The organism is Streptomyces sp. NPDC091682 (assembly GCF_044756625.1).
GTDB lineage: Bacteria > Actinomycetota > Actinomycetes > Streptomycetales > Streptomycetaceae > Streptomyces.
This window is the reverse complement of record NZ_JBIVTH010000011.1, coordinates 113,494-134,514: the sequence shown is the minus strand read 5'-3', so window position 1 is coordinate 134,514 and position 21,021 is coordinate 113,494. Positions and strand designations below refer to the sequence as shown.

Sequence of the window (21,021 nt, the reverse complement as noted above, 5' to 3'; positions counted from 1 at the left end):
CGGGCCCCGGCCCGGCCGTCAGGGCCGGGGCCCGCTCCCCAGCGCGGTCCGCAGCTCGGCCAGGTGCGCCGTGTCAGCCGGGAGTTCCAGCTTGTCGAGGACGGTGCGCGCCCGGGCGCGGTCGAGGCCGCCGTGCCCGTCGCGGTGGCTGTGCAGGATGCCCCGGAAGACGGCCTCGTGCAGGGCCGTGACCCGGGCCGCGGCCCGGTAGGCCAGTTCCTTGACCTGCCAGGGCACGCGTCCGGAGGATTCCAGCACCCGCCGGGCACGGCGCAGCACGGCTTCCGGGGCGTCCTTCTGCAACTGTGTGACGTCCTTGCCGAGGACCTCGGTGAAGGCCGTCTCCACGGTGTCGCGGTCCTCGAACCAGTCGGCGCGCAGGGAGCGGGTGATCGCCGCGCAGGCAGCCGGGGCGCCCAGTCGGCTGCGGTAGCCGTTCCAGAGCACGCGGGCCGTGTCCGGATCCGCGATGCCCCGGGCGGCGGAGGCGATCTCGACCGTCACCCGGTGCTCGTCGAGGAGGTCCACCAGACCGAAGCCGAGCCGCAGCCGGTGCTCGACGTCGAGGGAGTCGTCCCCGAGGGCAGCCGCGGACCACCAGTGGGCGACCTCGTTCGAGGTGAGCCGGCCCTCCCCGGTCCCGCCGTCCGTCCAGGTGTGCTCGCCGGTCCGGACCACGCCCCGCTCGGCCAGCCAGAGCCGGGCCGACTCGCCGTCGGGCAGTTCGTCGAGGAAGTCCACGACCGCCCGGACGAATTCCTGCGGGGCGGCCGCGTGGACGAGGTGTCCCACGGGGATCGTGGTCAGCCGCGCGTCGGGGATCCGGCGGGACATTTCCGCGATGCGGTCCTGTGCGTACGGGCTCGTGGGGCCACCCGCGAGTATCAGGGTCCGTGCGGTGATCCGCCCGAACTCGTCCAGTTCGTCGGGCTCGGGCAGAGAGCTCCCCCACTGCTCCCGGTCAGACCATTCGGACCAGTCGATTTCGACGTGGTCGGGTCTCACCTGCCAGTCCTCGCGCGGAGCCGGAACCTCCTCCAGGACCAGCCGGGCCACCCGCCCGGGCCGGGCCGCCGCGGCCTGGTAGGCCGCCACCCCGCCCCCCGCGCGGCCGGCGAGGTCCACCCGGTCGAGGTCAAGGGCGTCCAGGAAGCCCAGGAGTACGTCGGCTCCCCAGTACGGCCACGGGTACGACCCCGCCGGCTCGGCGTTGCGGCACGCGTACGGGAGGTACACCCGGCGGGTGCGCGCGAGCTCGGCGCGGAGCACCGCCCAGTCGCCCTGATCGGGCAGCAGCACCAGCGGGTCGCCGTTCGCCGGGCCCGACACCTCGTACTCCAGCGGGAGGCCGTTCACGGTCAGGGAGTGGTGTTCGATCATCCGGCCGACGCTACCGACCCCGGCCGCCCGCCGGGCGCGCCCCCGCCCGCGCCGCCGGCGTGAACTGTGCCACAGCTTCGGGACGGCGGACCCAGTGGGCCCGGGGGAGACGGGGCGAGATGCGGTCACCTGGTTATGCACTTAGTTGCAAAACCTGCCTCCCCTCGCTAGAACAGGTTCATCACCCCCGCGCGAGGAGGCGCCCCTCATGAGTTCCCAGAGCCGGTACCCGCACCTGCTGAGCCCCCTGGACCTCGGTTTCACCACCCTGCCGAACCGCGTGATCATGGGGTCGATGCACACCGGCCTCGAAGAGCACCAGGGCGGCTTCGAGCGGCTCGCCGCCTTCTACGCCGAGCGCGCACGCGGCGGCGCCGGCCTGATCGTCACCGGGGGCATCTCGCCGAACGACGCCGGCCGCCCCTTCGAGGGGGGCTCGCGCCTGACCACCGAGGACGAGGCCGCCGAGCACCGGGTGATCACCGAGGCCGTGCACGCCGAGGGCGGGAAGATCGCGATGCAGATCCTCCACTTCGGTCGCTACGCCTACCACAAGGACCTGGTCGCGCCCAGCGCCATCCAGGCCCCCATCAGCCCCTTCGTCCCGAACGAGCTCACCGATGCCGAGGTCGAGCGCACCGTCGAGGACTTCGTCCGCGCCGCCCGCCTCGCCAAGCTCGCGGGCTACGACGGCGTCGAAATCATGGGCTCCGAGGGCTACCTGGTCAACGAGTTCATCGCCGCCGCCACCAACAAGCGCACCGACCGCTGGGGCGGCGCGTACGAGAACCGCGTCCGCTTCCCGCTGGAGATCGTCCGACGCACCCGCGCGGCCGTCGGCGAGGACTTCATCCTCATCTACCGCCTCTCCATGCTCGACCTGATCCCCGGCGGCTCCACCCTCGACGAGGTCGTCCACCTCGCCAAGGAGATCGAGGCGGCCGGCGCCACCATCATCAACACCGGCATCGGCTGGCACGAGGCCCGCATCCCCACCATCGCCACCTCCGTCCCGCGCGGCGCCTACACCTGGGTCACCAAGCGGCTGATGGGCGCGGTCAGCGTCCCCCTCGTCACCAGCAACCGCATCAACACCCCGGAGATCGCCGAGGAGCTGCTCGCCGACGGCCGCGCCGACCTGGTCTCCCTGGCCCGTCCCTTCCTGGCCGACGCCGACTTCGTCGCCAAGGCCGCGGCCGGTCGCTCCGAGACCATCAACACCTGCATCGGCTGCAACCAGGCGTGCCTCGACCACACCTTCAGCGGCAAGATCACCAGCTGCCTGGTCAACCCGCGCGCCTGCCACGAGACCGAACTCGTGCTGTCCCCGACGCGGACCAAGAAGCGCGTCGCCGTCGTCGGCGCCGGTCCCGCCGGCCTCGCCTGCTCGGTCGCCGCGGCCGGCCGCGGCCACGCCGTCACCCTCTTCGAGGCCTCCGGCCACATCGGCGGCCAGCTCGACGTCGCCCGCCGCATCCCCGGAAAGGAGGAGTTCGAGGAGACCATCCGCTACTTCGGCACCCAGCTGGTGGAGTCCGGCGTCGAGGTCCGCCTGAACACCCGCGCCGACGTGGAGACCCTCCAGGGCTACGACGAGGTCGTCGTCGCCACCGGCGTCACCCCGCGCACCCCCGACATCGAGGGCGTCGACCACGCCAACGTCGTCAGCTACCTCGACGTGCTGCGCGACGGAGCACCCGTCGGCGAGCGCGTCGCCGTCGTCGGCGCCGGCGGCATCGGCTTCGACGTGGCCGAGTTCCTCACCGACAGCGGCGAGGGCGCAGCCCAGGACCCCGACGTCTACTTCCGCCACTGGGGCGTGGACACCACGTACGCCGGCCCCGGCGGGCTGACCGCCCCCGAGCGCCCCGCGACGCCGCGCCAGGTCCACCTCCTCCAGCGCAAGGCCACCAAGGTCGGCGCGGGCCTCGGCACGACCACCGGGTGGATCCACCGCGCGGAGCTCAAGCACCGGGGCGTCGTCTCGGTCGCGGGAGCCGCGTACGACCGCATCGACGACCAGGGCCTGCACATCACCGTCGGCGGCGAACAGCGCCTCGTGCCCGCCGACACGGTGGTCCTGTGCACGGGCCAGGAGCCGCGCCGCGACCTGTACGAGGCCCTGCGCGCGGCGGGTGTGGAGGCCCACCTGATCGGCGGCGCCGACGTCGCGGCCGAGCTCGACGCTAAGCGGGCCATCCGACAGGGCACGGAGCTCGCTGCAAGTCTCTGACCGAAAGGGGATTGTGGCGGTCCGGCCGGACCGCCACAATCTCCCGGTGACGATCTCACCGGCAGACGCAGACAAGATCCTTACCGACAACTTCGCCCCTTGGGTGCTCGCCCTGGGGCTGAGCGTCCAGGAGACCGGCGAGCGGCACGCCGTGCTGCGCCTGCCCTGGTCGGACGAGTTGGCCCGGGACGGCGGCGGCCTTTCCGGCCAGGCCATGATGGCGGCCGCCGACACGGCCACCGTCATCGCGATCTCCGCCGCCCGCGGCGCCTACGGGCCGATGACCACCGTTCAGCAGTCCACGAGCTTCCAGCGGCCGGTGGTCGGGGCCGACGTACTGATCCACGTACGGGTGACCAAGCTCGGCAAGCGGATGGCCTTCGCCGACATCACCCTGACCCCGGAGGGCGCCGAGGACCCCGCGGCCACGGCCTCCACGGTGTACGCCCTGCTCGGCTAGCCCCCTCCGGGACCGGGGGAGTCGGGGCGAAAACGTGTTGGCGGGCGGCGGACCGGCTCGCCTACGCTCGCCCGGATCGGCCGACCACGAAGGAGGCCGGCGGGCACGGGGGAGCGGGACCATCTCGGCGGAATCCAGAACGTACGACTCGCTTCCGCCGCTGCGGCGGAACAAGGACTTCGCCGTCTTCTGGCTCGGCCAGGCCCTGTCCGTGCTCGGCGGGTCCATCTCGATGCTCGCACTCCCGCTGCTCGTCCTCCACGCCACCGGATCCATCGTCCAGATGGGCCTGGTCACGGTCGTCTCCGCCGCCACCGCCATCGGCACGGGGATCTTCGCCGGCTACGTGGTGGACCGGGTGGACCGCCGCAGGCTCATGATCGTCTGCGATCTGGCGCGGGCCGTGCTGCTCGGCGCGGTACCGCTCGTCTGGTGGGTCGCCGGGCCGCAGATCTGGCTGCTCTACGTACTGACCGCGCTCGCGTCCGTACTGAGGACGCTGTTCGACGTCGCGTACGTGACGGCCATCCCCAATCTGGTGCGCACGCAGGACCTCACGGCCGCCAACGGACGGCTCATGGGCACCTTCGCCCTCGGGAGCCTGCTCGGACCGGTGGTCGCCGGCTTCCTCACGGCCGGAGTGGGAGCGGACTGGGCGCTGGCCCTTGACGGGGCGACCTTCCTGGTGTCCGCCACGAGCCTCGGGTGGGTCAGGTTCACCGCACGCCCGGCCGGGGACGGCGCGGACAAGACCGGGGCGGGGTCCGGGGACCGGGCGGGGGCCGGGTCCGGGTCCGGGGTTTTCCGGGAGATGTTCGTGGTCGGTTTCCGCTTCCTGTGGAGCCACCCGCTGCTGCGCCCGCTCACCGTAGGGCTCACCCTGCTGACCTTCGTCACCATGGGCGCCACCGACCTGCTGATCTACCGGGTCCAGCACGACCTCGGCCGGGACGCGGCCACCCTCGGCTACGTGATCGCCGTCAGCGGGGCCGGGTCCGTCGCCGCGGCCCTGAGCGCGGGGCGACTGCGCCGGCTCCTCGGTTTCGGCACGTGCTGGCTCGCCTCGGTCGGGATGATCGCCGTCGGGGTGACGGTGACGGGCGTCAGCCGCAGCGTGCCGGTGATCGCCGCACTGGCCGCCGTCTTCATGTTCGGGATGACCCTGGGCGGGATCTGCAGCATGACCCTGCGCCAGGAGGTGACCCCGGACCACCTGCTCGGCCGGGTCACGTCGGCCTTCTGGACCGTGCACAACGCCGCGGGCCCGGTGGGCGCGGCCGTGCTCACGCTGTTGGCCGCCCGACACGGGGTCCCGGCGGTCAGCCTCGCGGGCGGGGCGCTGTGCCTGCTGATCCTCGGCGGCGCGCTGCTGACCCCGCTGCGCGGCAGCCGCGCGGGCGCGGTCGTGGCCGGGCCCGCCGCCCCGGACCAGGAGCCGGCCGCGGGGCCGTCGGCGCGCGCGTAACGTGCCCGTCTGGGATCGTGGACCACAGGTAGCCGCACCGAGGAGCCCACATGTCCGGACAGTTCGAGGCGAGTGTTGAGATCGACCGACCGGTGGAGGCGGTGTTCGCCTATCTCGCCGACGGGCGGCACGACCCCGAATTCAGCCCGCGCGTCCAGGAGATCACCAAGACCCCGGACGGCCCCACGGCCCTCGGCACGGTCTTCCGGAGCACGGTCAAGGACGCCGGGATGAAGACCGGCCGTGAGTTCCGCATCGTCGGTCTGGAACCGCCGCACCTGATCCGCTGGACGGAGCAGAGCCGCAACCTCATCACGGCGGAAGGCGGTTACGACCTCGAATCCCTGCCCGGCGACCGCACCCGCGTCCGCATCTTCAACACCCTCGAAGGCCACGGCATCGGCAAGCTGCTCGTCGGCCTCGCGGCCGGCGCGGCCCGCAAGGACGCCCCCGACTTCGGCCGCCGCATCAAGGCGGCCGCGGAGGCGTCCCTCACCCCGTAGCGGCGCTTCGTCAGCCGGACTCACCCCGGCCGTCCTCGGAACCGCCGGCGGGCCCGACTCGGCCCCGGTCTTTGCACCGCGCCTGACGAAGGGGCAACGTGCGCCCCGAGCGGGGCGGGCGGGGGCGGCGCGTCCGCCCTCGCCGTCCAGAAGCCGCGCGTAGCCTGGCCGCAGCCGTGCGAGTCGGGCAAGAGTCGGGCGAGAAGTGCGAGGGCGTTCATGGCCGAGGCGCAGGGCGAGCGGCACGACGTGGTGGTCGTTGGTGCGGGAGCCGCCGGCCTGGCATGCGCCTCGGATCTCGCTGCGGCCGGCCTGCGGGTGCGCCTGTTGGAGGCCGAAGACACTGTCGGCGGCCGCATCCGCACCGACCGGGTCGCGGGCTTCACCATCGACCGCGGCTTCCAGGTGTTCAACACCAGCTACCCACAGGTCAGGCGCCGGCTCGACCTGCGCGCTCTCTTCCTGCGGCCGTTCACGCCCGGTGTGCTGGTCCACTGCGACGCCGGGAGGCTCCGGATCGCCGATCCCACGCGGCGCCCGCGCGACGGCATCGGTCTCCTCACCGGCGGGCGGGTCACGCCGCGCGACCTGCTGGCCTTCGGCGCCCTGTCGGCGCACGCCGTGCTCGCACCCGCCTCCCGGGCGCGGGCCCGACCCGACGTCACCACCCGCACGGCCCTGGCCGACGCGGGGTTCTCCGAAGACTTCGTCGAAACCTTCTTCCGGCCCTTCCTGTCGGGGGTCTTCCTGGAGGACTCCCTGGAGACTTCCGCCCGCTTCTTCCACCTGGTCTGGCGCAGCATGCTGCGCGGTACGCTCTGCCTCCCCCGCGACGGCATCGGCGCCGTGCCGGCCCAACTGGCCGCCGGGCTGCCCCGGGGGGTGCTGCGGCTCGCGTCGCCGGTCTCCGCGCTGACGCCGACGGGAGTGGCGTCCGGCGACGGGGAAGTGCGGGCGCGGGCCGTCGTCGTCGCCACCGGGGCCGGCGCCGCGGCACGCCTGCTGCCCGGCCTCGAACCGCCGGCGGGACGGACCGTTACGACCCTCTACCACGCGGTCGAACGCTCTCCCCTCCCGGAACCCACCCTGCTGATCGACGCACGCCGAAGGTTCTTGAACACGTGCGTCCTGACCGAGGTCCAGCCCGGCTACTGCGGTGACGGCAGGAGCCTGGTGTCGACCTCCGTGCTCGGTGCCCCCGCCCCGGCCGAGGAGGCGGCCGTGCTCTCCGCCGTCGCCGAGGCCTACGGTGTGGACACCGGAACCTGGGAGCCCGTGCACCGCGTGACGGTGCGCAACGCCCTGCCGGCCATGCCCCCGCCGATGCCCCTCACCCGCACCACCCGCTTCGCCCCGGGCCGCTACGTCTGCGGGGACCACCGCGCGACGGGCTCGCTCCAGGGAGCACTCGCCTCGGGGGCGAGGGCGGCCCGCGAGGTGCTCACCGACCTCGGGACCGCGGCAACGCCCTGACGGACGTCACCCGCCGCCGGGTCCTGCCCTCACCAGCCGGTCGTTCCCGGACCGCCCTTGAACGGGCCCAGGATCTCGGCGGTGATCCAGCCGCCGTAGAAGTCGCCGGGCTGGGCCAGCACGCGCTCTCCGTCCACCGTGCAGAGATCGACCTTGCCCGCGTAGAAGGCCAGACTCCCGGCGATGCTTGCGTATTCCGGCCGGGGAGCCTCGTAGCTCCATGCCACGTCCGGGACGGTGGAGCCGTCCACGGCCAAGGTCCAGTACGTGGCCGACCCCTTCCACTCGCAGACGCTCGTCGCCCGGGACCTCGACAACAGGTCGCTGCGCACGTCCTCGCGCGGCACGTAGAAGACCGGGGGGTGTCTCGTTTCCAACACGCGTCGGCAACCCCGGGAGTCGGCGAGCGTCACTCCCCGATGCACGATCACCACGCGCCGCGCGTCCGCCTCCACCCGCGGCGGACGCGGGTACTCCCCGACCGATTCGGTCGACCGCCGGCCATCCATGCGCCAAGCCTCACCCATCGCATGCACCTCCACCCGGACTTCGCCGAATTCCCCGCCGGCGGATGCGGTGCGCCGACCTCGTCGCGAACGTGGCGAACCCGGTGGCCCGAAGCCCGGCGGCCTCAGTGGGGCGAGCCCGGCCCGTCTCCCCCCGGGACCCGGACGAGGAAGACCTCGTCGACGAAACACCAGGCCCAGGACTCGTCAGGGGCCAGGGACAGGGCCACGGGGTGTCCCGTCTGCGCGTGGTGGGCGTAGGCGTGCCGGCCGCGGGAGCTGTCGCAGCATCCGACGTGCCCGCACGTGGCACACCACCTGAGCCGGGTCCAGGTCCAGCCGCGGGAGCGGCACTGCGCGCAGACCTCGTACGGCGTCCCCGGCGATGCGGGCAGTGCCGCCAGGTGGGAACAGACACGCCCCTCGGGAAGCCCTCCGTCGGGCGATACCGCCCACGAGGAGAGCGGTGGCCGCAGGCCGTCGGGATCTTCGGAGGTCATGGTCGGCCTTCCTGACGTGCCGGTGCGGAGTCCGGGTCGACCGCCGTGGCCGGCCGTGCCAGGGCGCTCGGCCACCAGACGCGCGGGCCGATGTCGATGATGAGGGCCGGCACCAGCAGGGAACGCACGACGAGGGTGTCCAACAGGACGCCGAACGCGACGATGAAGGCGATCTGGACGAGGAAGGCCAGGGGGATCACCATCAGCGCGGCGAAGGTCGCGGCGAGGACCACGCCGGCGGACGTGATGACCCCGCCCGTGGTGATGAGCCCCCGCAGAACGCCCTCGCGGGTGCCCACGACGAAGGATTCCTCCCGTACGCGGGACATGAGGAAGATGTTGTAGTCGACGCCGAGCGCCACCAGGAACACGAAGCCGTAGAGCGGCACGGAAGCGTCCGTCCCGCTGAATCCGAGCAGGTGCTCGAAGACGAGGGCGGACACGCCCAGGGTCGCCAGGAAGTTGAGGGCCACCGTCGCCACGAGGAGGACGGGTACGAGCAGGGACCGCAACAGGGCGGCCAGGATCAGCAGGATGATGCCGAGGACGACCGGGACGATCACGGCGCGGTCGCGGGCCGCGGTCTGCTGGGTGTCGAACTGCTGGGCCGTGTAGCCCCCGACCAACGCGTCGGCACCCGGCACCGCGTGCACCCGCTCGCGCAGCTCCTGGACCGTCGCCTTCGCGGCGTCGCTGTCGGCCGCCGCCTCCAGCGTGGCGTCCAAGCGCACCCGGCCGTCCACGACGAGCGGAGCCCCCGAGCCCGGACGGCCGCCCGCGGTGACGGGGACGGTCGCCGCAACTCCTTCCGTGCCTTCGGCCGCCGCCCGTACCTCGGCGATCCGCCGGGCGTCGGCGATGATGACGGCCGGGTTGCCCGAACCGCCGGGGAAGTGCCGGGCAAGGGTCTGCTGGGCACTGACCGAGGGGGCGTCGTTGACGAAGATCTCCTCCAGTGGCACGCCCTTGGAAGACAGGGAGGCGGAGAACCCCGCCAGGACCACGAGCAGGAGGGCCGTGATCGTCCACACGCGCCGCGGAGACCGGTCGATCAGACCTGCGATGCGGCGCCACACGCCGTGGCCCTCGGCCTGCGCGTCGGACGGCTCGGGCGTGGCGGGCCAGTAGGCGGTCCGGCCCAGCAGGACCAGTACGGCCGGCAGGAAGGTCAGGGAACTCAACACCGCGCAGACGATGCCGATCGCACCGACCGGCCCGAGAGCCCGGTTGTTCGTCAGATCGCTCGCCAGCAGGGCCAGCAGCCCCAGCGCCACGGTCGCCGCGCTCGCGGTGACCGCGCCGGCCGACCGGCGCACGGCGGCCAGGACCGCCTCCAGCCGGTCGCCCCGTAGCACGAGCTCTTCCCGGAAACGCGCGGTCAGCAGGAGGGCGTAGTCGGTCGCGGCCCCGATCACCAGGATCGAGAGGATGCCCTGGACCTGACCGTCGACCCGGACGGCGCCCCGGTCGGCCAGCACGTACACCACCGCGCAGGCCAGGCCGAGTGCGAACACCGCACTGAGGATGATCACCAGGGGCAGCAGCACGCTGCGGTAGACCAGCAGCAGGATCAACAACACCGCTCCGAGCGCCACGCCCACCAGCAGCCCGTCGATGCCGGCGAACGCATCGGAGAGGTCCGCCTGGGTGGCTGCCGGACCTGCGATCTCGACCGAGGTGCCCGACACCGCCTGAGCGGCCTGCCGCACCTCGTCCAGGACCGTCGGCAGCTCCTCGCCCAGGCCGGGCGCGAGCGGTACGACGGCCTGGATCGCCAGGCCGTCATCGGAAACGACGGCCGGTGACGGCGGACCGGCGATGCCGGGCCGGCCGGTGAGACCGCTGACCGCGCGGGCGGCGGCCTCCTGCTGCCCGACGTCCACCCGGTCGCCGTCAGCCGTCCACACGATGATCGCGGGAACGGACGGCGACGTTTCGAACGCCTTGCGGGCTTCGAGCACCTGCGTCGACTCGGCGCTCCGCGGCAGGAACGCCGCCTGGTCGTTCGTGGCGACCTCGCCCAACTTGCCCGCGTACGGACCGAGCGTCCCGCCGATGCCGAGCCACAGGATCAGAAGCGCGAGGGGTACGACCCAGCGGGCCCAGCGCGGTGTGTTCTTCAATGCGAGCTCCTGGCCGTGACATTTAAGTCAGTTGTAAAGAATGTCAATCATCGAGAGATCATATCCTGAGATCATGCGCGACACAGACAGCCCCTCGCCTCTGCTTCCGGCCGACGACCCGATCGGGTTGCAGTCCTTCGCCGTTCTGTTGCGCCGGATGAACGCCGAGTTCAATCGCATCGCGCAGGAGTTCGCCCACGCCCAGGGCCTCCACCTCACCGACGTCCAGGCGCTCATCGCCGTACTGGACGCGGACGCCGACGACGGCGGCCCCATGACGCCCGGCCGGCTGCGCAAGCAGATGAACCTCACCTCGGGCGCCATGACGGCGTGCCTGGACCGACTGGAGAAGGCCGGCCACATCCGCCGCGTCCGGGCGGCCGACGACCGCCGGGTGGTCCACCTGCACTACGCCCAAGCGGCCCAGCAGGTCGCCCGCGACTACTTCCGCCCCCTCGCCCACGGCACCGACGCCGCCCGCGCCCGCTTCACCCACGACGAACTCCACGTGGTGGTGCGCTTCCTCGCCGAGATGAACCATCAGCTCACCCTCGTCCGATGACGGGCGCCGGCGCCGCCTGACCATCGGCTCCTGAGCGGGGGAGGGGGAAAACGACTGCGGAACCTGCCCGGGCCGAGGCCCCGGGCAGGTTCCGCAGGTCAACGCGTGGTGCTCCGGGTCGTCAGAACCGCCCGGGGGCGGACGGGAACGGCAGCGGCTTCGCGGGCGCCACCGATCCGCGCCGCTCGGCAGCGGCCGGCGGGTTCTGGCAGGTCACGTCCCGGGCGGGCAGCTCGCCCGTGGCCAGGTACGCGCTCACCGGGGCATTGGCGCAGGAGGTCGGGTCGAAGAGGTACACGCCGTGGCCCTCACCGCCGGCCGCCAGCACCATCCGCGAGCCCTTGAGGGCCTTGTGCAGGCCCTGGCCGCTCACCAGCGGGGTCTGGGAGTCCCACTCGTTCTGCACCGTCAGCACGTTCGCCTTCTTGTGCATCGGCGTGGCCGCCTCGACCGGCCGGTCCCAGAAGGCGCACGGCATGATGTTGGACGCGAAGTCCCCGTACAGCGGGTACCTGGCCTTGTCCTTCGCGGCGTCCCGCTCGTACTGCTCGGTGTAGCGCGGCCAGCTACCAGTGTCCCCGCACGCCACGGCCCAGAACACGGCGGTGCTGTTGTCCGAGGCGGGCTCGGCCGCCGCGCCGCCGGCCAGCAGCCGCTTGACCTCCGTCTCGGTCGTGCCCGCGGGCAGCGGCTTGCCCTCGGCCGCGGCCTTCAGGGCCACGACGAGCGGGGTGGCCTGCGCCGGGTAGAAGAACACCCCGCGCACGGAGCGGATCATGTCCCCGTCGACCTTCATGCCCTCGAACTCGAACGGCTCCTTGTCGGCGCGCGCCACCAGGTCCCAGAACGTGTCGGACACGGCCTTCGGGGTGTCGCCCAGCCCGTACTCCGCCGACCGCTGCGCCGCCCACTGCGTCCACCGGGCGAACGCGGGCTCGGCCTCGGTGGCCCAGACCTGGATCATGCCGCGCCAGATCCGTTGGGGGTCCACGCCGCTGTCGAGCACGAAACGGTCCGTGCGGTCCGGGAACATCTGCGAGTAGACCGCGCCGAGGTAGGTCCCGTACGAGTAGCCCAGGTAGGAGAGCTTGCGCTCGCCGAGGACCGCACGGATCGTGTCCATGTCCCGGGCCGTGTTGCGGGTGGTGATGTACGGAAGCACCGAACCGGCCTTCTCGCGGCACTTGTCGGCGACGGTGCGCGCCCAGGTCACGTCGGAGCCGAAGGTTTCCGGACGGTAGGCGCGGTTGAAGTTCTGCTCGGTGTCGGTCAGGCCGCAGGTGATCGGGCTGCTGGCACCCACCCCGCGCGGGTCGAAGCCGATGAGGTCGTAGCGCTCCCGCACCTCCTTCGGCATCGCCTCGCCGATCAGCAGCGGCAGGTCGAGGCCGGAACCGCCCGGTCCGCCGGGGTTCAGCAGCATGGCGCCGTGGCGCTTGGCCGGGTTCTCGCTCTTCACCCGGGATATGGCGAGGTCGATGGTGCGACCGTCGGGACGCCGGTAGTCGAGCGGGACCTTGAGCGTCGCGCACTCGTACGAGGCCGGCTGCTCGGGGCTGCAGCGGTGCCAGGCGGGTTTCTGCCGAAGGTGGTCCGCGGCCGGGGCGGCGGAGGCCTGGGTCGCGGACAGCAGGGGCACGGTGGTCGCGATGAGTCCGGCGGCGGCGAGCAGCGGTGCGAAGCGTTTCAGGCGCACTGAGCCGATCCTTTCGGTGAAGTCGCTTACGCGTCCACCTTGTTGCACCTGGAGCTCGGCCGAATCATCCCGAAGGTTTGTGCCCCGTGCTCCTCACGAAGGAGCCGACAACAGGACATGTGGCCGACACGCCGAAGTCGGCCCCCGGTTGGTCGTGTACCGGGGGCCGACGCGTGCGCGGTTCGGGGGAGGCCTCAGTGGCCGCCCCCCTGGCCGCCGTCGTGTTCGCCCTCGTGCGTCGCGCCGGGTGTCGCGCCGGGTGTCGCGCCGGCTGTCCCGCCGGGCGTAGCACCGGCTGTCCCGCCGTGTGCGCCACCGTGGGTGTCGCCGGTCTCCAGGGAGCCGCCGAGACGTCCCCGCAGTGTGGTCAGGGCTTCCTCCGTCGGCGCGGTGACGACCCATCGGTCGCCGACCAGGTAGAGGCCGCCGTACATCTGGGCCTCGGTCAGCCAGGAGCGAAGTCCCTGCTCGGCGGTGAACGTGGCCATGCGGTAGACGACCTGTCCGGCCTGGCACCCGCCTTGGCGCAGCTCCTCCACCTCCACGTTCACCTCGGCGGTACAGCCGATGGCCGTGGCGATCTGTTCGAGGGAGGTCCCGGGTGCCGCCGCCGCGGTCGCCGGGGCCTCGGCCGAGGTGTGCTGGGCCGCCGCCTTCGAGGAACAGCCCCCGCACAGCAGCGTGGTGACGCATACCGCCGCGACGGCCGTGAGCGACGAGCGGATCCGCCGGATCCGGCGGGTGCGGCGGTCGGTGGACGGCATGGTGACCTCTCTGGCTGATCGGGGAGGGGCCGTGGCGCCCGGGCGGGGAGGTACCCGGGCACCACGCGTTCCAGGGGCGGATCGGCGGGCCGCCGACAGGGGCTAGCCGACGACCTTCGCCTTCTTGCCCTTGTCGGTGATGGCGAACCAGAGGCCCTTGTTGTTGTGCCCGGTGGTGTCACCCGGTTCCTTGTCACCGGTGAAGGTGTAAACAGGCCAGCAGTCGATCGTCAATTGCTCGCTACCGTCGGGCCGCTTCACCTTTCCAATCAATTCAGGGGCGATTCCGTTTACCTTGTCCTTGTCGACCGGCTTGGCCGGCTTCCAGGTGTCCGTGCAGGCGTCCACGCAGCCGATCTTCATCGGCCAGGCGCTGTCCTTGTCGAACCGGTAGAGCGTCTTGCCCTCCCCGTCCTCGACGAGGGTTCCGAGCTGGGGGTTCTGTACGGCGGTGAGTTCGCCGCCCTTCGCCGCGGCGTCCGGCTTCTCTTCCTTCTTCTCTTCCTTCTCCGCACCGGCCCCCTCGCCCTTGCTGGCGCCGGCCGGCTTCCCGCCCGGGCCCAGGACGTGCCAGGTGCCGCCGACCCCCTCGCCGAAGGAGTCGCCCGGCTTAGCGTCCTTGGAGTACCGGTACACCGGCCATCCGGCGAGCGTGAGCTGCTTGGTGCCGTCGGCCCGGGCTACGGAGCCGAGGAGCGCCGCGTCGATTCCCGCGCTGACCGAGGCGTCATCGGCGGACACCGCGGGCCAGGCCGCCGCGCAGTCCCCCTCGCAGTTGGACTTGGGCGGCTTCGGCGTGTCCTTGTCGAACCGGTAGAGCGTGAAGCCCTCGCTGTCGGTGACCCCGGGGCCCAGGCCCGCGATCTCGTTCACCTTCAGCTGTCCGGCCGAGCCGGTCTTGCCGGCCGCACCCGCCGGGGCCGCGCCCGAACCGCCTCCGTAGGGGTCACCGTAGCCGGAGCCGGCTCCGACCTGTTTGCTGTCGCCCACCGGCTGTACCGCAGGTGCCTTTCCCCCGTAATTGTCGGAGCTTCCGCATGCGGCGGTTGTCATCATCAGTACCGCGACCGCTGACCCGGCGAATATCTCACGACGGTTTATCTTCACGATCTCTCCTTCAGGTTCGGTTCCGCGTTTCCTTGCCCCCGGTAATTGATACGGGGCCGGGAGCGGTGGAAGCGAATATCCCGGGGAATTTGTCAGATCGCGCCAACATTGAACCCGGGGCATTGGTTCAGTCCTGGATGCGCAGCGCGAGGGCCGGGCAGCGCCGCACCGCGCGCAGCGCCTTCTGGCGCTGCGCGCGGGGTACGGCCATGGACGCCTCCGCGGGGAAGCCGTCCAGGTCCAGGCGGACCACATCGGGCAGGACGTCCACGCACAGCCCGTGGCCCCTGCAGAGGGTCCAGTCGACCAGGAGCCGCTCCGGGCTCTCGTCGTCCTCGAACAGCGGAAGGGCGCCCAGCACCCGTCTGCCGCAGCCGCTGCCGAGCGCGTGGTCGCGGAACTCGTCCGGGAAGGTCCTGAGCGCCGAGGCGACGAAGTTCGAGGTGCCGTCCGGATGGCTGCACGCGCCGCGTTTGAGCACCGCCTTCATCCGGAGCTCCAGCATCTCCAGGGCGGGTTTGCCCCCGCCCCGGATGGCCTCGTCCAGTACGTCGGCGATGGCGGGCAGCCCGCGTACGCACGGGCCGCACTGGCCGGCCGACTCCTTGGCCAACCAACGGGTCACGCGTGCCACTTCGCCGGCCGGGCAGGTGTCCATGGGCAGCGGCATCACCGCCCCCGCCCCCAGCCGCGCGCCGAGCCGGTCGAGGGACTCGCGTGATATCTCGGCCGCTCGCGCGTTTGCCGGAGTGAGCCATTTGCCGTGGAACCCGCCGACCAGGACGCCCTGGCCCGGATCGGTGCCGCACAGTTCCAGGATGTAGGAGAGCGCGGCTCCGCTCGGCGTCTCGACGACCGTGTTGCCCGCGACCGTCAGCATGATGGTGCCCGGCTCGCTGGGCAGGCCGGTCGCACGGAAGTCCAGCGCGCCGAGCCGGGCGGCGACGGCCAGCTGGGCGAAGGTCTCGGTGTTGGAGAACAGGGTGGGCACGCCGTTCAGGCCCCGGTCGCTGGTGCGCACCTTCTGGCCGGACGGCAGCGTCGGCCCGCCGTTGAGGCCGTTCACGTGCGCCGTGCTCTCGCCGGTCACGAAGCGCTCGGGGAGCAGCGTGACCTGCACCCGGCGTCCTGCCGGGCCGCGTTCCGCGACGGCCTCCCGCAGCGACTGCTCCACGTCCCTCCGGGTGACGCCCACCACGACGTCCTCGGAGTTCAGCGCGGCGGCGGCCAGCAGGGCCCCGTCGAGCACCAGATGGGGGGTGTGCAGCAGCAGCGCGGTGTCTTTGAGGCAACTCGGCTCGCCCTCACTACCGTTGACGACGACGGCGGTCTGTCCGTCCCCGGCGCGGGCCGACCGCATCACGGAGCGCAGCTTCTTGGCGAAGGGGAAGCCCGCGCCGCCGCGACCGCGGAGGTCGATGTTCTCGGCGAGGTCGACGAGTTCTTCCGGCCGGTATCGGGGCATTTGGCCGTGTGTCGTCAGATGGGCCACGCGGTCGAGCCGCGCGGCCTGGTCGAGCCCGGCCAGCAGCCGGGGAGCGCCCACGCAGCCGAGGCTGGGGCGCGGCTCGCCGCTCACAGCCACTGGTCCCGGCTGATGAGCGTCTCGGCATCCGCAGCTGCCCGGGCCCGGCTCGGAGCGTAGACGGCGGTGCGCGGGGGTTCGTTGCTCAGGGGCGGTCGGTCATTGAGGGCCGGTCGCTCGGGCCGGGGCGGCTGGGCCTGGTTCGCGGTCACGGCTGCCGCTGCAGGACGCGAGCCGCGCCTCTGTCGGGGCACGCCGCCCCGGACGGGCGCCTCCGCCACGGGCTGGGGGGTGGGCGGCACGAAGACGGCCGCTTCGCGCATCCGGCTCCTGACCCGGAACACGAGCACACCCACGATCCCGAGCAGGGCCAGCGCGTACGCGGACGTGACCCAGGGGGCGGCCGCGCGGCCCGACTTCAGGCCGTGCACCAGTGAGGCGCCCCAGGCCGGATAGGCGCCGAAGTGCAGGACCCGCCACCACGCCGAGCCGCTCCTGGTGTTGAACACGCTGCGCACCGCGCCGGAGATGGCCACCGCAATGAAGAGGTATCCGGCCAGACTGCCGAGCCCGACCAGTACGGGCCGGGTGGCGTCCGTGAACGGCACGGCCGCGGAAGTCGCGGTCGTCCGCTGTCCCGCGACCTTGATCCAGATGTGCAGGGCGAGGAAGAGGAGCCCTGACACGGCGAGGCCGCGGTGCGCGCCCTGGGCGAGCAGCCGGTGCCCCGAACCGAGGACGGCCCGGTCGGTCGCGGCCAGCCCCCAGAGGACGGTGGCGGTGAGCGAGACGAGCGAGAGCACGCCCGCCCCGAAATCGAGGAAGGCGAATAGCTGGCTGAAGGCGCCCGCGCGGGCGGCCACGATGACGGCCGTGATGACCGCGCCGACGGCGCAGAGCACGCCGGGACTCAGCCTGCCTTCCTTGGGGAGGAGGGAGGGTCGCCTGACGGCCCTCCGTCCGGCGGCCGCAGCCGCAGCCGAAGCATGTCGGCGATTGCGGCGGGCCCTGTGTGAGCTGGGCATTTGAGGCTGGGGCAGGGGCATCCAGGTCTCCTGTGCGCCTGGGCATCCGAGCACTCCACCTGGCGCTCGGTACCCGGGGGTCGTTGTCGTCGTACCCGGCAGCGCTGTGAAACTCCGCGCCGGCCGAGGGAACTTGGGGCCGGAGTGCAGCAGCATCGTGGAGCTGCACAGCAGCTCCACAGGTTTTATCGAAACGTGATAATTTCTCGCACCGCGTCTCCGGTGCATCGAACAACCCCGGAAGATTCCCCTCCAGCGGGGGTTGCGACAGGCCACCGCGCCGCCCGCCACCTACGCGTCCTCGACGGCAAAAAGACGGCAAAGTCGCAGGACCGTAAGTGGTCGGACCTCTCTAGGAGGGAGTACGAGGGCCGCAACTCTCGCGTCAGACATAGATGTTGACGTGGGGAGCAACCTCGGCGGGCTTGTCGCTCTTCCCTGGACAAGCCTCACCCCGGCACGAACGAGGAAAACGATGTGTGAACTTCTGAACCGCATCTGGTCCCGCCCGCGTGGCGAGTGGACGCGCGTCTTGCGCAGGGAACTCCCTTCGCTGGCCGCCGAGATAGTGGAGGAGCTTCTGCATGGAATTCCGGAATTTTCCGCACTTATCGATGACAACGATGCCATCGATGACGAGTTGTTCCGGCAGAGGGTGGAAGAGGCTCTCCTCACCGTCCTCGGCTACCAGGATCAGCACCGGGAACAAGCACCGGACGAGCACGATGTACATGCTGAGAGCGAGGACGAGATCGAGAATCAGATCGAGGTCGAGAGCCGGTTCGGCAGCAAGGTCGAGGTCGGGACCGCAGCCAGGGCCGCGGTCAGGGCCGAGTGCGAGGTCACGCACGAGGGCCGTCGCGAAGGCCTCCGCGAGGTCCGCAACGAGGCCCGCAACGAGGGCCGTCGCGAAGCCCTCCGCGAAGTCCGCAACGAAGGGCTGCGCGAGGCCCGGCACACGAGCCGGCACGAGTCGCGGCACGACAGCGTCCGCGAGATGGACCGGGCGCGGCACGACCTGTTCAGGACCCTCACTGATGACAGGGACGCATCCGACATGTCCCTCAGCGAGCTCGCGGAGGCGGCCGGCTGGCCCCTCCCGCTCGCCGTACGGGCCATCGTGCCCGCCACGCCCGGCGAGACCCAGCAGCTCGCGGCGGTACTGGACCACGCTCTCGTCGGCATGTTCGCGGGCCGTCCGTGCCTGCTCGTCCCCAGTGCCGACCCGGACAACCGCGCCCCGCTGGAGAACCTGCTGCGCGGCCGGTTCGCGGCCGTGGGCCACGCCGTCCCGCTCCGTGACACGGCCTCCTCACTGCGCTGGGCACTGCGCCTGGCCGCGCTGACCCCCGCCCGCCCCGGCCTGGAGGTCCGGCCCGTCTTCGTCGACGACCACCTCTCGACCCTGCTGCTCCTTCAGGACGAGCCCCTGGCCCACGCGCTGGCAGCCCGTTGGCTGCGCCCGCTCGCCGACCTGACCCCCCGCCAGAGCGAGCGGCTGGAGGTGACGCTGCTCGCCTGGCTGGAGGGCGGCGGGGCCCCCGAGGCCGCCAAGGCCCTGAGTGTCCACCCGCAGACCGTGCGGTACCGCATGCGTCAGCTGGAGAAGCTCTTCGGCACCGGCCTGCGGGACCCCCGTACCCGGTTCGAGCTGGAGATGGCCCTGCGTAGCCGCCGGCTGATGGCCCAGGTCCGGCGTCAGCACTCGCGGGTCGGCCGCAGGGCGGCCCGCGTGATCCAAGCAGACTTCACCCCCATGGTCGTCGGACGGATGGCCCGCGTAAACGGCCTCTGATCCCGAAGTAGATCCCGACACAGCCCGGCCCGGCCCCGTAATACGGGGCCGGGCCGGGCTGTGTCGTGCGTACGTCCTGGGGCGGGCCCGCCGGGTGGGGCTGTGGGGCTGTGGTGCTGTGTGCCGTGTGTCCTGCGGTGCACCACCGGTCCGGGCCGTGGCCTGCGGTGCGGTGCGGGCCGTGGCCTGCAGTGCGGCGTGGTGCTGTGTCGTGCGGCGTCGTGCGGTGCGGCGTGGTGCGCTGCCGGCCCGGGCCGCGGGCCCGGGCCGTGTGGTCGTGCGGTACGCCGCCCGGGCGGGCCCCGCGCCCGCTTCCTGCGGTGTGCGTCACAGGGCCGGCCGGTCCACCCGGCCGCCCCTACAACGCAGTACGCCGCCGCCGGGACTCGGCGGCGGCGACGTACACATACGAGCGGTGTTGGTCCGAAGTCGGCTTCGGACCAACACCTGTCCCGGACCGGACACCGGGGTTGGGGGAGTGGAGGGGCGTCCGGCCCGGGAGCGGAAGGGGAGCCGCTGCGGGGGTCAGCGGCAGTTCTGCCCGTTGTTGATGCAGTTCACGGCCTTGTTCATCAGGCCGTTCGACATCACGTTGATGAAGTCGCCGTGGTCGGTCACCGGCTTGTGGAGCTGCTCGGGGAAGCTGTCCACGGCGAACCGGGCACCCGGGGCCACCCCGTAGGTGAGGCGCATCACCAGCTGCGGCATGGCCTTGAAGCCGTTCGGGCACTTGCCGTTCTTGTCCGCGAAGGCCACGTGCGTGCGGTGGTTGGCGCTGTCGACGTTCTTGCCGTCGAAGCAGCTCTGGAAGTTGAAGGTGCGCACCACGTCACTGCCCTTCGGGCAGACCGGGTACTTGTCCTTCAGCTGGCGGTTCTCGAATCCCGTGCAGCTCCAGGAGGCGTTGGCGTTGGCGTTGCCGTTGGTGAAGGCCTTGGCGTCACCGGTGATGACGCGCATGAAGCGGGGCATCGCCGTGACCTTGCCCACCGGACTGCCCTTGAAGGTGAGCGACACCTGCTTCGGCTGGAGGATGGTGCCGACGTTGCCGTCCTGGCCGCCGCCGGGCGCCTTGGCGTCCTTCTCCACCTTGCCGTCGCGCAAGCGCAGCACGGGCCAGTAGTACGTGGACTGGTCCCCGTTGCTGCAGGTGGTGCCGGACGCGGCGAGGCTGTTGTTCGTGGAGAAGGCGTCGGTGGTCTTGTTGCCCACGTAGTCGTGCATGTGGTGGGCGCCGTTGGAGACGCCGGGGGCGACGATGACGTTGTCGGGGTTGAAGTGCTTGTCCTCGTTGCGGCCGCACTGCGAGGTGAAGGAGCCCTTCGAGGCGTTTCCGGCCTGCGCGGGGTTCTTCACGTTCGGCTTGATCTTGGTGATGTTGACGAAGTCGTTCTTCGCCGGACCGCCCTTCTGCGCGGCGGCCTGGGCGGCCGCGCCCTGCTCGCCCTTGCTCGCGGCCGCTGCCGCGCCGTCGTCCGCGGCGGCCGCCTGCTTCATCGTGCACGCGGCCAAGGCCTGGATGTCGTTCGGACGTTGGCCGCCGCGGCCGATCGCGTCGGCCACGCCCGCGATGGTCTTGTCCCGCTTCTGCTTCAGGTCACCGAGGAGGGCGGCGTCGCCCTTGGCCTTTCCGGCGGCGAGCTGCTTGTAGGCGTCGGCGACCTGGTCGTCCAGCTTGGCGAGGTTCGCGTCGACCTCGGGCTTGGCCTGTTCGGGGACCGCGGTGAGCTTCTCTCCCACGTCGGGGCAGTCGATGGTGGACGTCATCCCCCCCGCCTTGTCCTGGCCGGCGGACGCGTTCCCGGCGACGACGGCGACGCCGCCACCGCCGAGTACGAGCGCGGATATCACGCCAAGGACCTTGTTCGACAAGCGTGAGCGTTTGTGGCCCTTTTTACTCATGC

The 21,021-nt window shown here is 71.8% G+C and carries 17 protein-coding genes; 7 read left to right on the top strand and 10 right to left on the bottom strand.

The features are described 5' to 3' along the window. Nucleotides 1-18: 18 nt before the first annotated feature. Nucleotides 19-1,380, bottom strand: coding sequence for an alpha/beta hydrolase (locus ACIQK6_RS25180; RefSeq protein WP_329097178.1), 1,362 nt, complete (start codon nt 1,378-1,380; stop codon nt 19-21). 208 nt (nt 1,381-1,588) lie between these two features. On the opposite strand from ACIQK6_RS25180, the gene ACIQK6_RS25175 reads away from it, so the two are divergent. From ACIQK6_RS25175 to ACIQK6_RS25155, 5 genes are all read left to right on the top strand, one after another. Beyond that, nucleotides 1,589-3,613, top strand: a complete 2,025-nt coding sequence (locus ACIQK6_RS25175) for an NADPH-dependent 2,4-dienoyl-CoA reductase (RefSeq protein WP_329097177.1) — start codon at nt 1,589-1,591, stop codon at nt 3,611-3,613. Nucleotides 3,614-3,659: 46 nt separating this feature from the next. Beyond that, the gene (locus tag ACIQK6_RS25170; protein ID WP_402695502.1) at nt 3,660-4,073 is read left to right on the top strand and encodes a PaaI family thioesterase; all 414 of its coding nucleotides are present in this window, start codon (nt 3,660-3,662) and stop codon (nt 4,071-4,073) included. A gap of 34 nt (nt 4,074-4,107) precedes the next feature. After that, entirely contained in the window at nt 4,108-5,538 is a 1,431-nt protein-coding gene (locus ACIQK6_RS25165; RefSeq protein WP_329097174.1) for an MFS transporter, read from the top strand. A 50-nt stretch (nt 5,539-5,588) separates the two neighbouring features. Further along, nucleotides 5,589-6,041: an SRPBCC family protein gene (locus ACIQK6_RS25160; RefSeq protein WP_329097172.1), complete on the top strand. Its 453-nt coding sequence runs from the start codon at nt 5,589-5,591 to the stop codon at nt 6,039-6,041. 219 nt (nt 6,042-6,260) lie between these two features. After that, nucleotides 6,261-7,514 carry an NAD(P)/FAD-dependent oxidoreductase gene (locus tag ACIQK6_RS25155; RefSeq protein WP_329097171.1) on the top strand — a complete coding sequence of 418 codons (1,254 nt, stop codon included), beginning with the start codon at nt 6,261-6,263 and terminating at the stop codon, nt 7,512-7,514. 29 nt (nt 7,515-7,543) lie between these two features. On the opposite strand, the gene ACIQK6_RS25150 is transcribed toward ACIQK6_RS25155, so the two are convergent. From ACIQK6_RS25150 to ACIQK6_RS25140, 3 genes are all read right to left on the bottom strand, one after another. Next, a complete protein-coding gene (locus tag ACIQK6_RS25150; protein ID WP_329097169.1) occupies nt 7,544-8,023 on the bottom strand; it encodes a DUF427 domain-containing protein in 480 nt (159 codons plus the stop codon). Between the two features lie 122 nt (nt 8,024-8,145). After that, the gene (locus ACIQK6_RS25145) at nt 8,146-8,424 is read right to left on the bottom strand and encodes a UBP-type zinc finger domain-containing protein (protein WP_329107481.1); all 279 of its coding nucleotides are present in this window, start codon (nt 8,422-8,424) and stop codon (nt 8,146-8,148) included. A 92-nt stretch (nt 8,425-8,516) separates the two neighbouring features. Then, entirely contained in the window at nt 8,517-10,643 is a 2,127-nt protein-coding gene (locus tag ACIQK6_RS25140) for an MMPL family transporter (protein WP_329097167.1), read from the bottom strand. A 73-nt stretch (nt 10,644-10,716) separates the two neighbouring features. Between ACIQK6_RS25140 and ACIQK6_RS25135 the strand changes: the two genes are divergently transcribed. Continuing rightward, nucleotides 10,717-11,205 (top strand): MarR family transcriptional regulator, encoded by a 489-nt coding sequence (locus ACIQK6_RS25135; protein ID WP_329097165.1) that lies wholly within the window; start codon nt 10,717-10,719, stop codon nt 11,203-11,205. A 121-nt stretch (nt 11,206-11,326) separates the two neighbouring features. On the opposite strand, the gene ACIQK6_RS25130 is transcribed toward ACIQK6_RS25135, so the two are convergent. From ACIQK6_RS25130 to ACIQK6_RS25110, 5 genes are all read right to left on the bottom strand, one after another. Then, the gene (locus tag ACIQK6_RS25130; protein WP_329097162.1) at nt 11,327-12,901 is read right to left on the bottom strand and encodes an alpha/beta hydrolase; all 1,575 of its coding nucleotides are present in this window, start codon (nt 12,899-12,901) and stop codon (nt 11,327-11,329) included. 194 nt (nt 12,902-13,095) lie between these two features. Continuing rightward, complete coding sequence (locus tag ACIQK6_RS25125) at nt 13,096-13,665, bottom strand: hypothetical protein (protein ID WP_329097160.1); 570 nt, start codon at nt 13,663-13,665, stop codon at nt 13,096-13,098. A 102-nt stretch (nt 13,666-13,767) separates the two neighbouring features. Beyond that, nucleotides 13,768-14,772 (bottom strand): SCO0930 family lipoprotein, encoded by a 1,005-nt coding sequence (locus tag ACIQK6_RS25120; protein ID WP_329097158.1) that lies wholly within the window; start codon nt 14,770-14,772, stop codon nt 13,768-13,770. A gap of 127 nt (nt 14,773-14,899) precedes the next feature. After that, on the bottom strand, nt 14,900-16,318 hold the full coding sequence (locus tag ACIQK6_RS25115) for an NADH-ubiquinone oxidoreductase-F iron-sulfur binding region domain-containing protein (protein WP_329097156.1): 1,419 nt from the start codon (nt 16,316-16,318) through the stop codon (nt 14,900-14,902). A gap of 29 nt (nt 16,319-16,347) precedes the next feature. Next, nucleotides 16,348-17,199 (bottom strand): hypothetical protein, encoded by an 852-nt coding sequence (locus tag ACIQK6_RS25110; RefSeq protein WP_329097154.1) that lies wholly within the window; start codon nt 17,197-17,199, stop codon nt 16,348-16,350. Between the two features lie 778 nt (nt 17,200-17,977). Between ACIQK6_RS25110 and ACIQK6_RS25105 the strand changes: the two genes are divergently transcribed. Beyond that, nucleotides 17,978-19,117: a PucR family transcriptional regulator gene (locus ACIQK6_RS25105; protein ID WP_402695501.1), complete on the top strand. Its 1,140-nt coding sequence runs from the start codon at nt 17,978-17,980 to the stop codon at nt 19,115-19,117. A 525-nt stretch (nt 19,118-19,642) separates the two neighbouring features. On the opposite strand, the gene ACIQK6_RS25100 is transcribed toward ACIQK6_RS25105, so the two are convergent. Continuing rightward, entirely contained in the window at nt 19,643-21,019 is a 1,377-nt protein-coding gene (locus ACIQK6_RS25100) for a DUF1996 domain-containing protein (RefSeq protein ID WP_329097148.1), read from the bottom strand. Between the last annotated feature and the right edge of the window lie 2 nt (nt 21,020-21,021).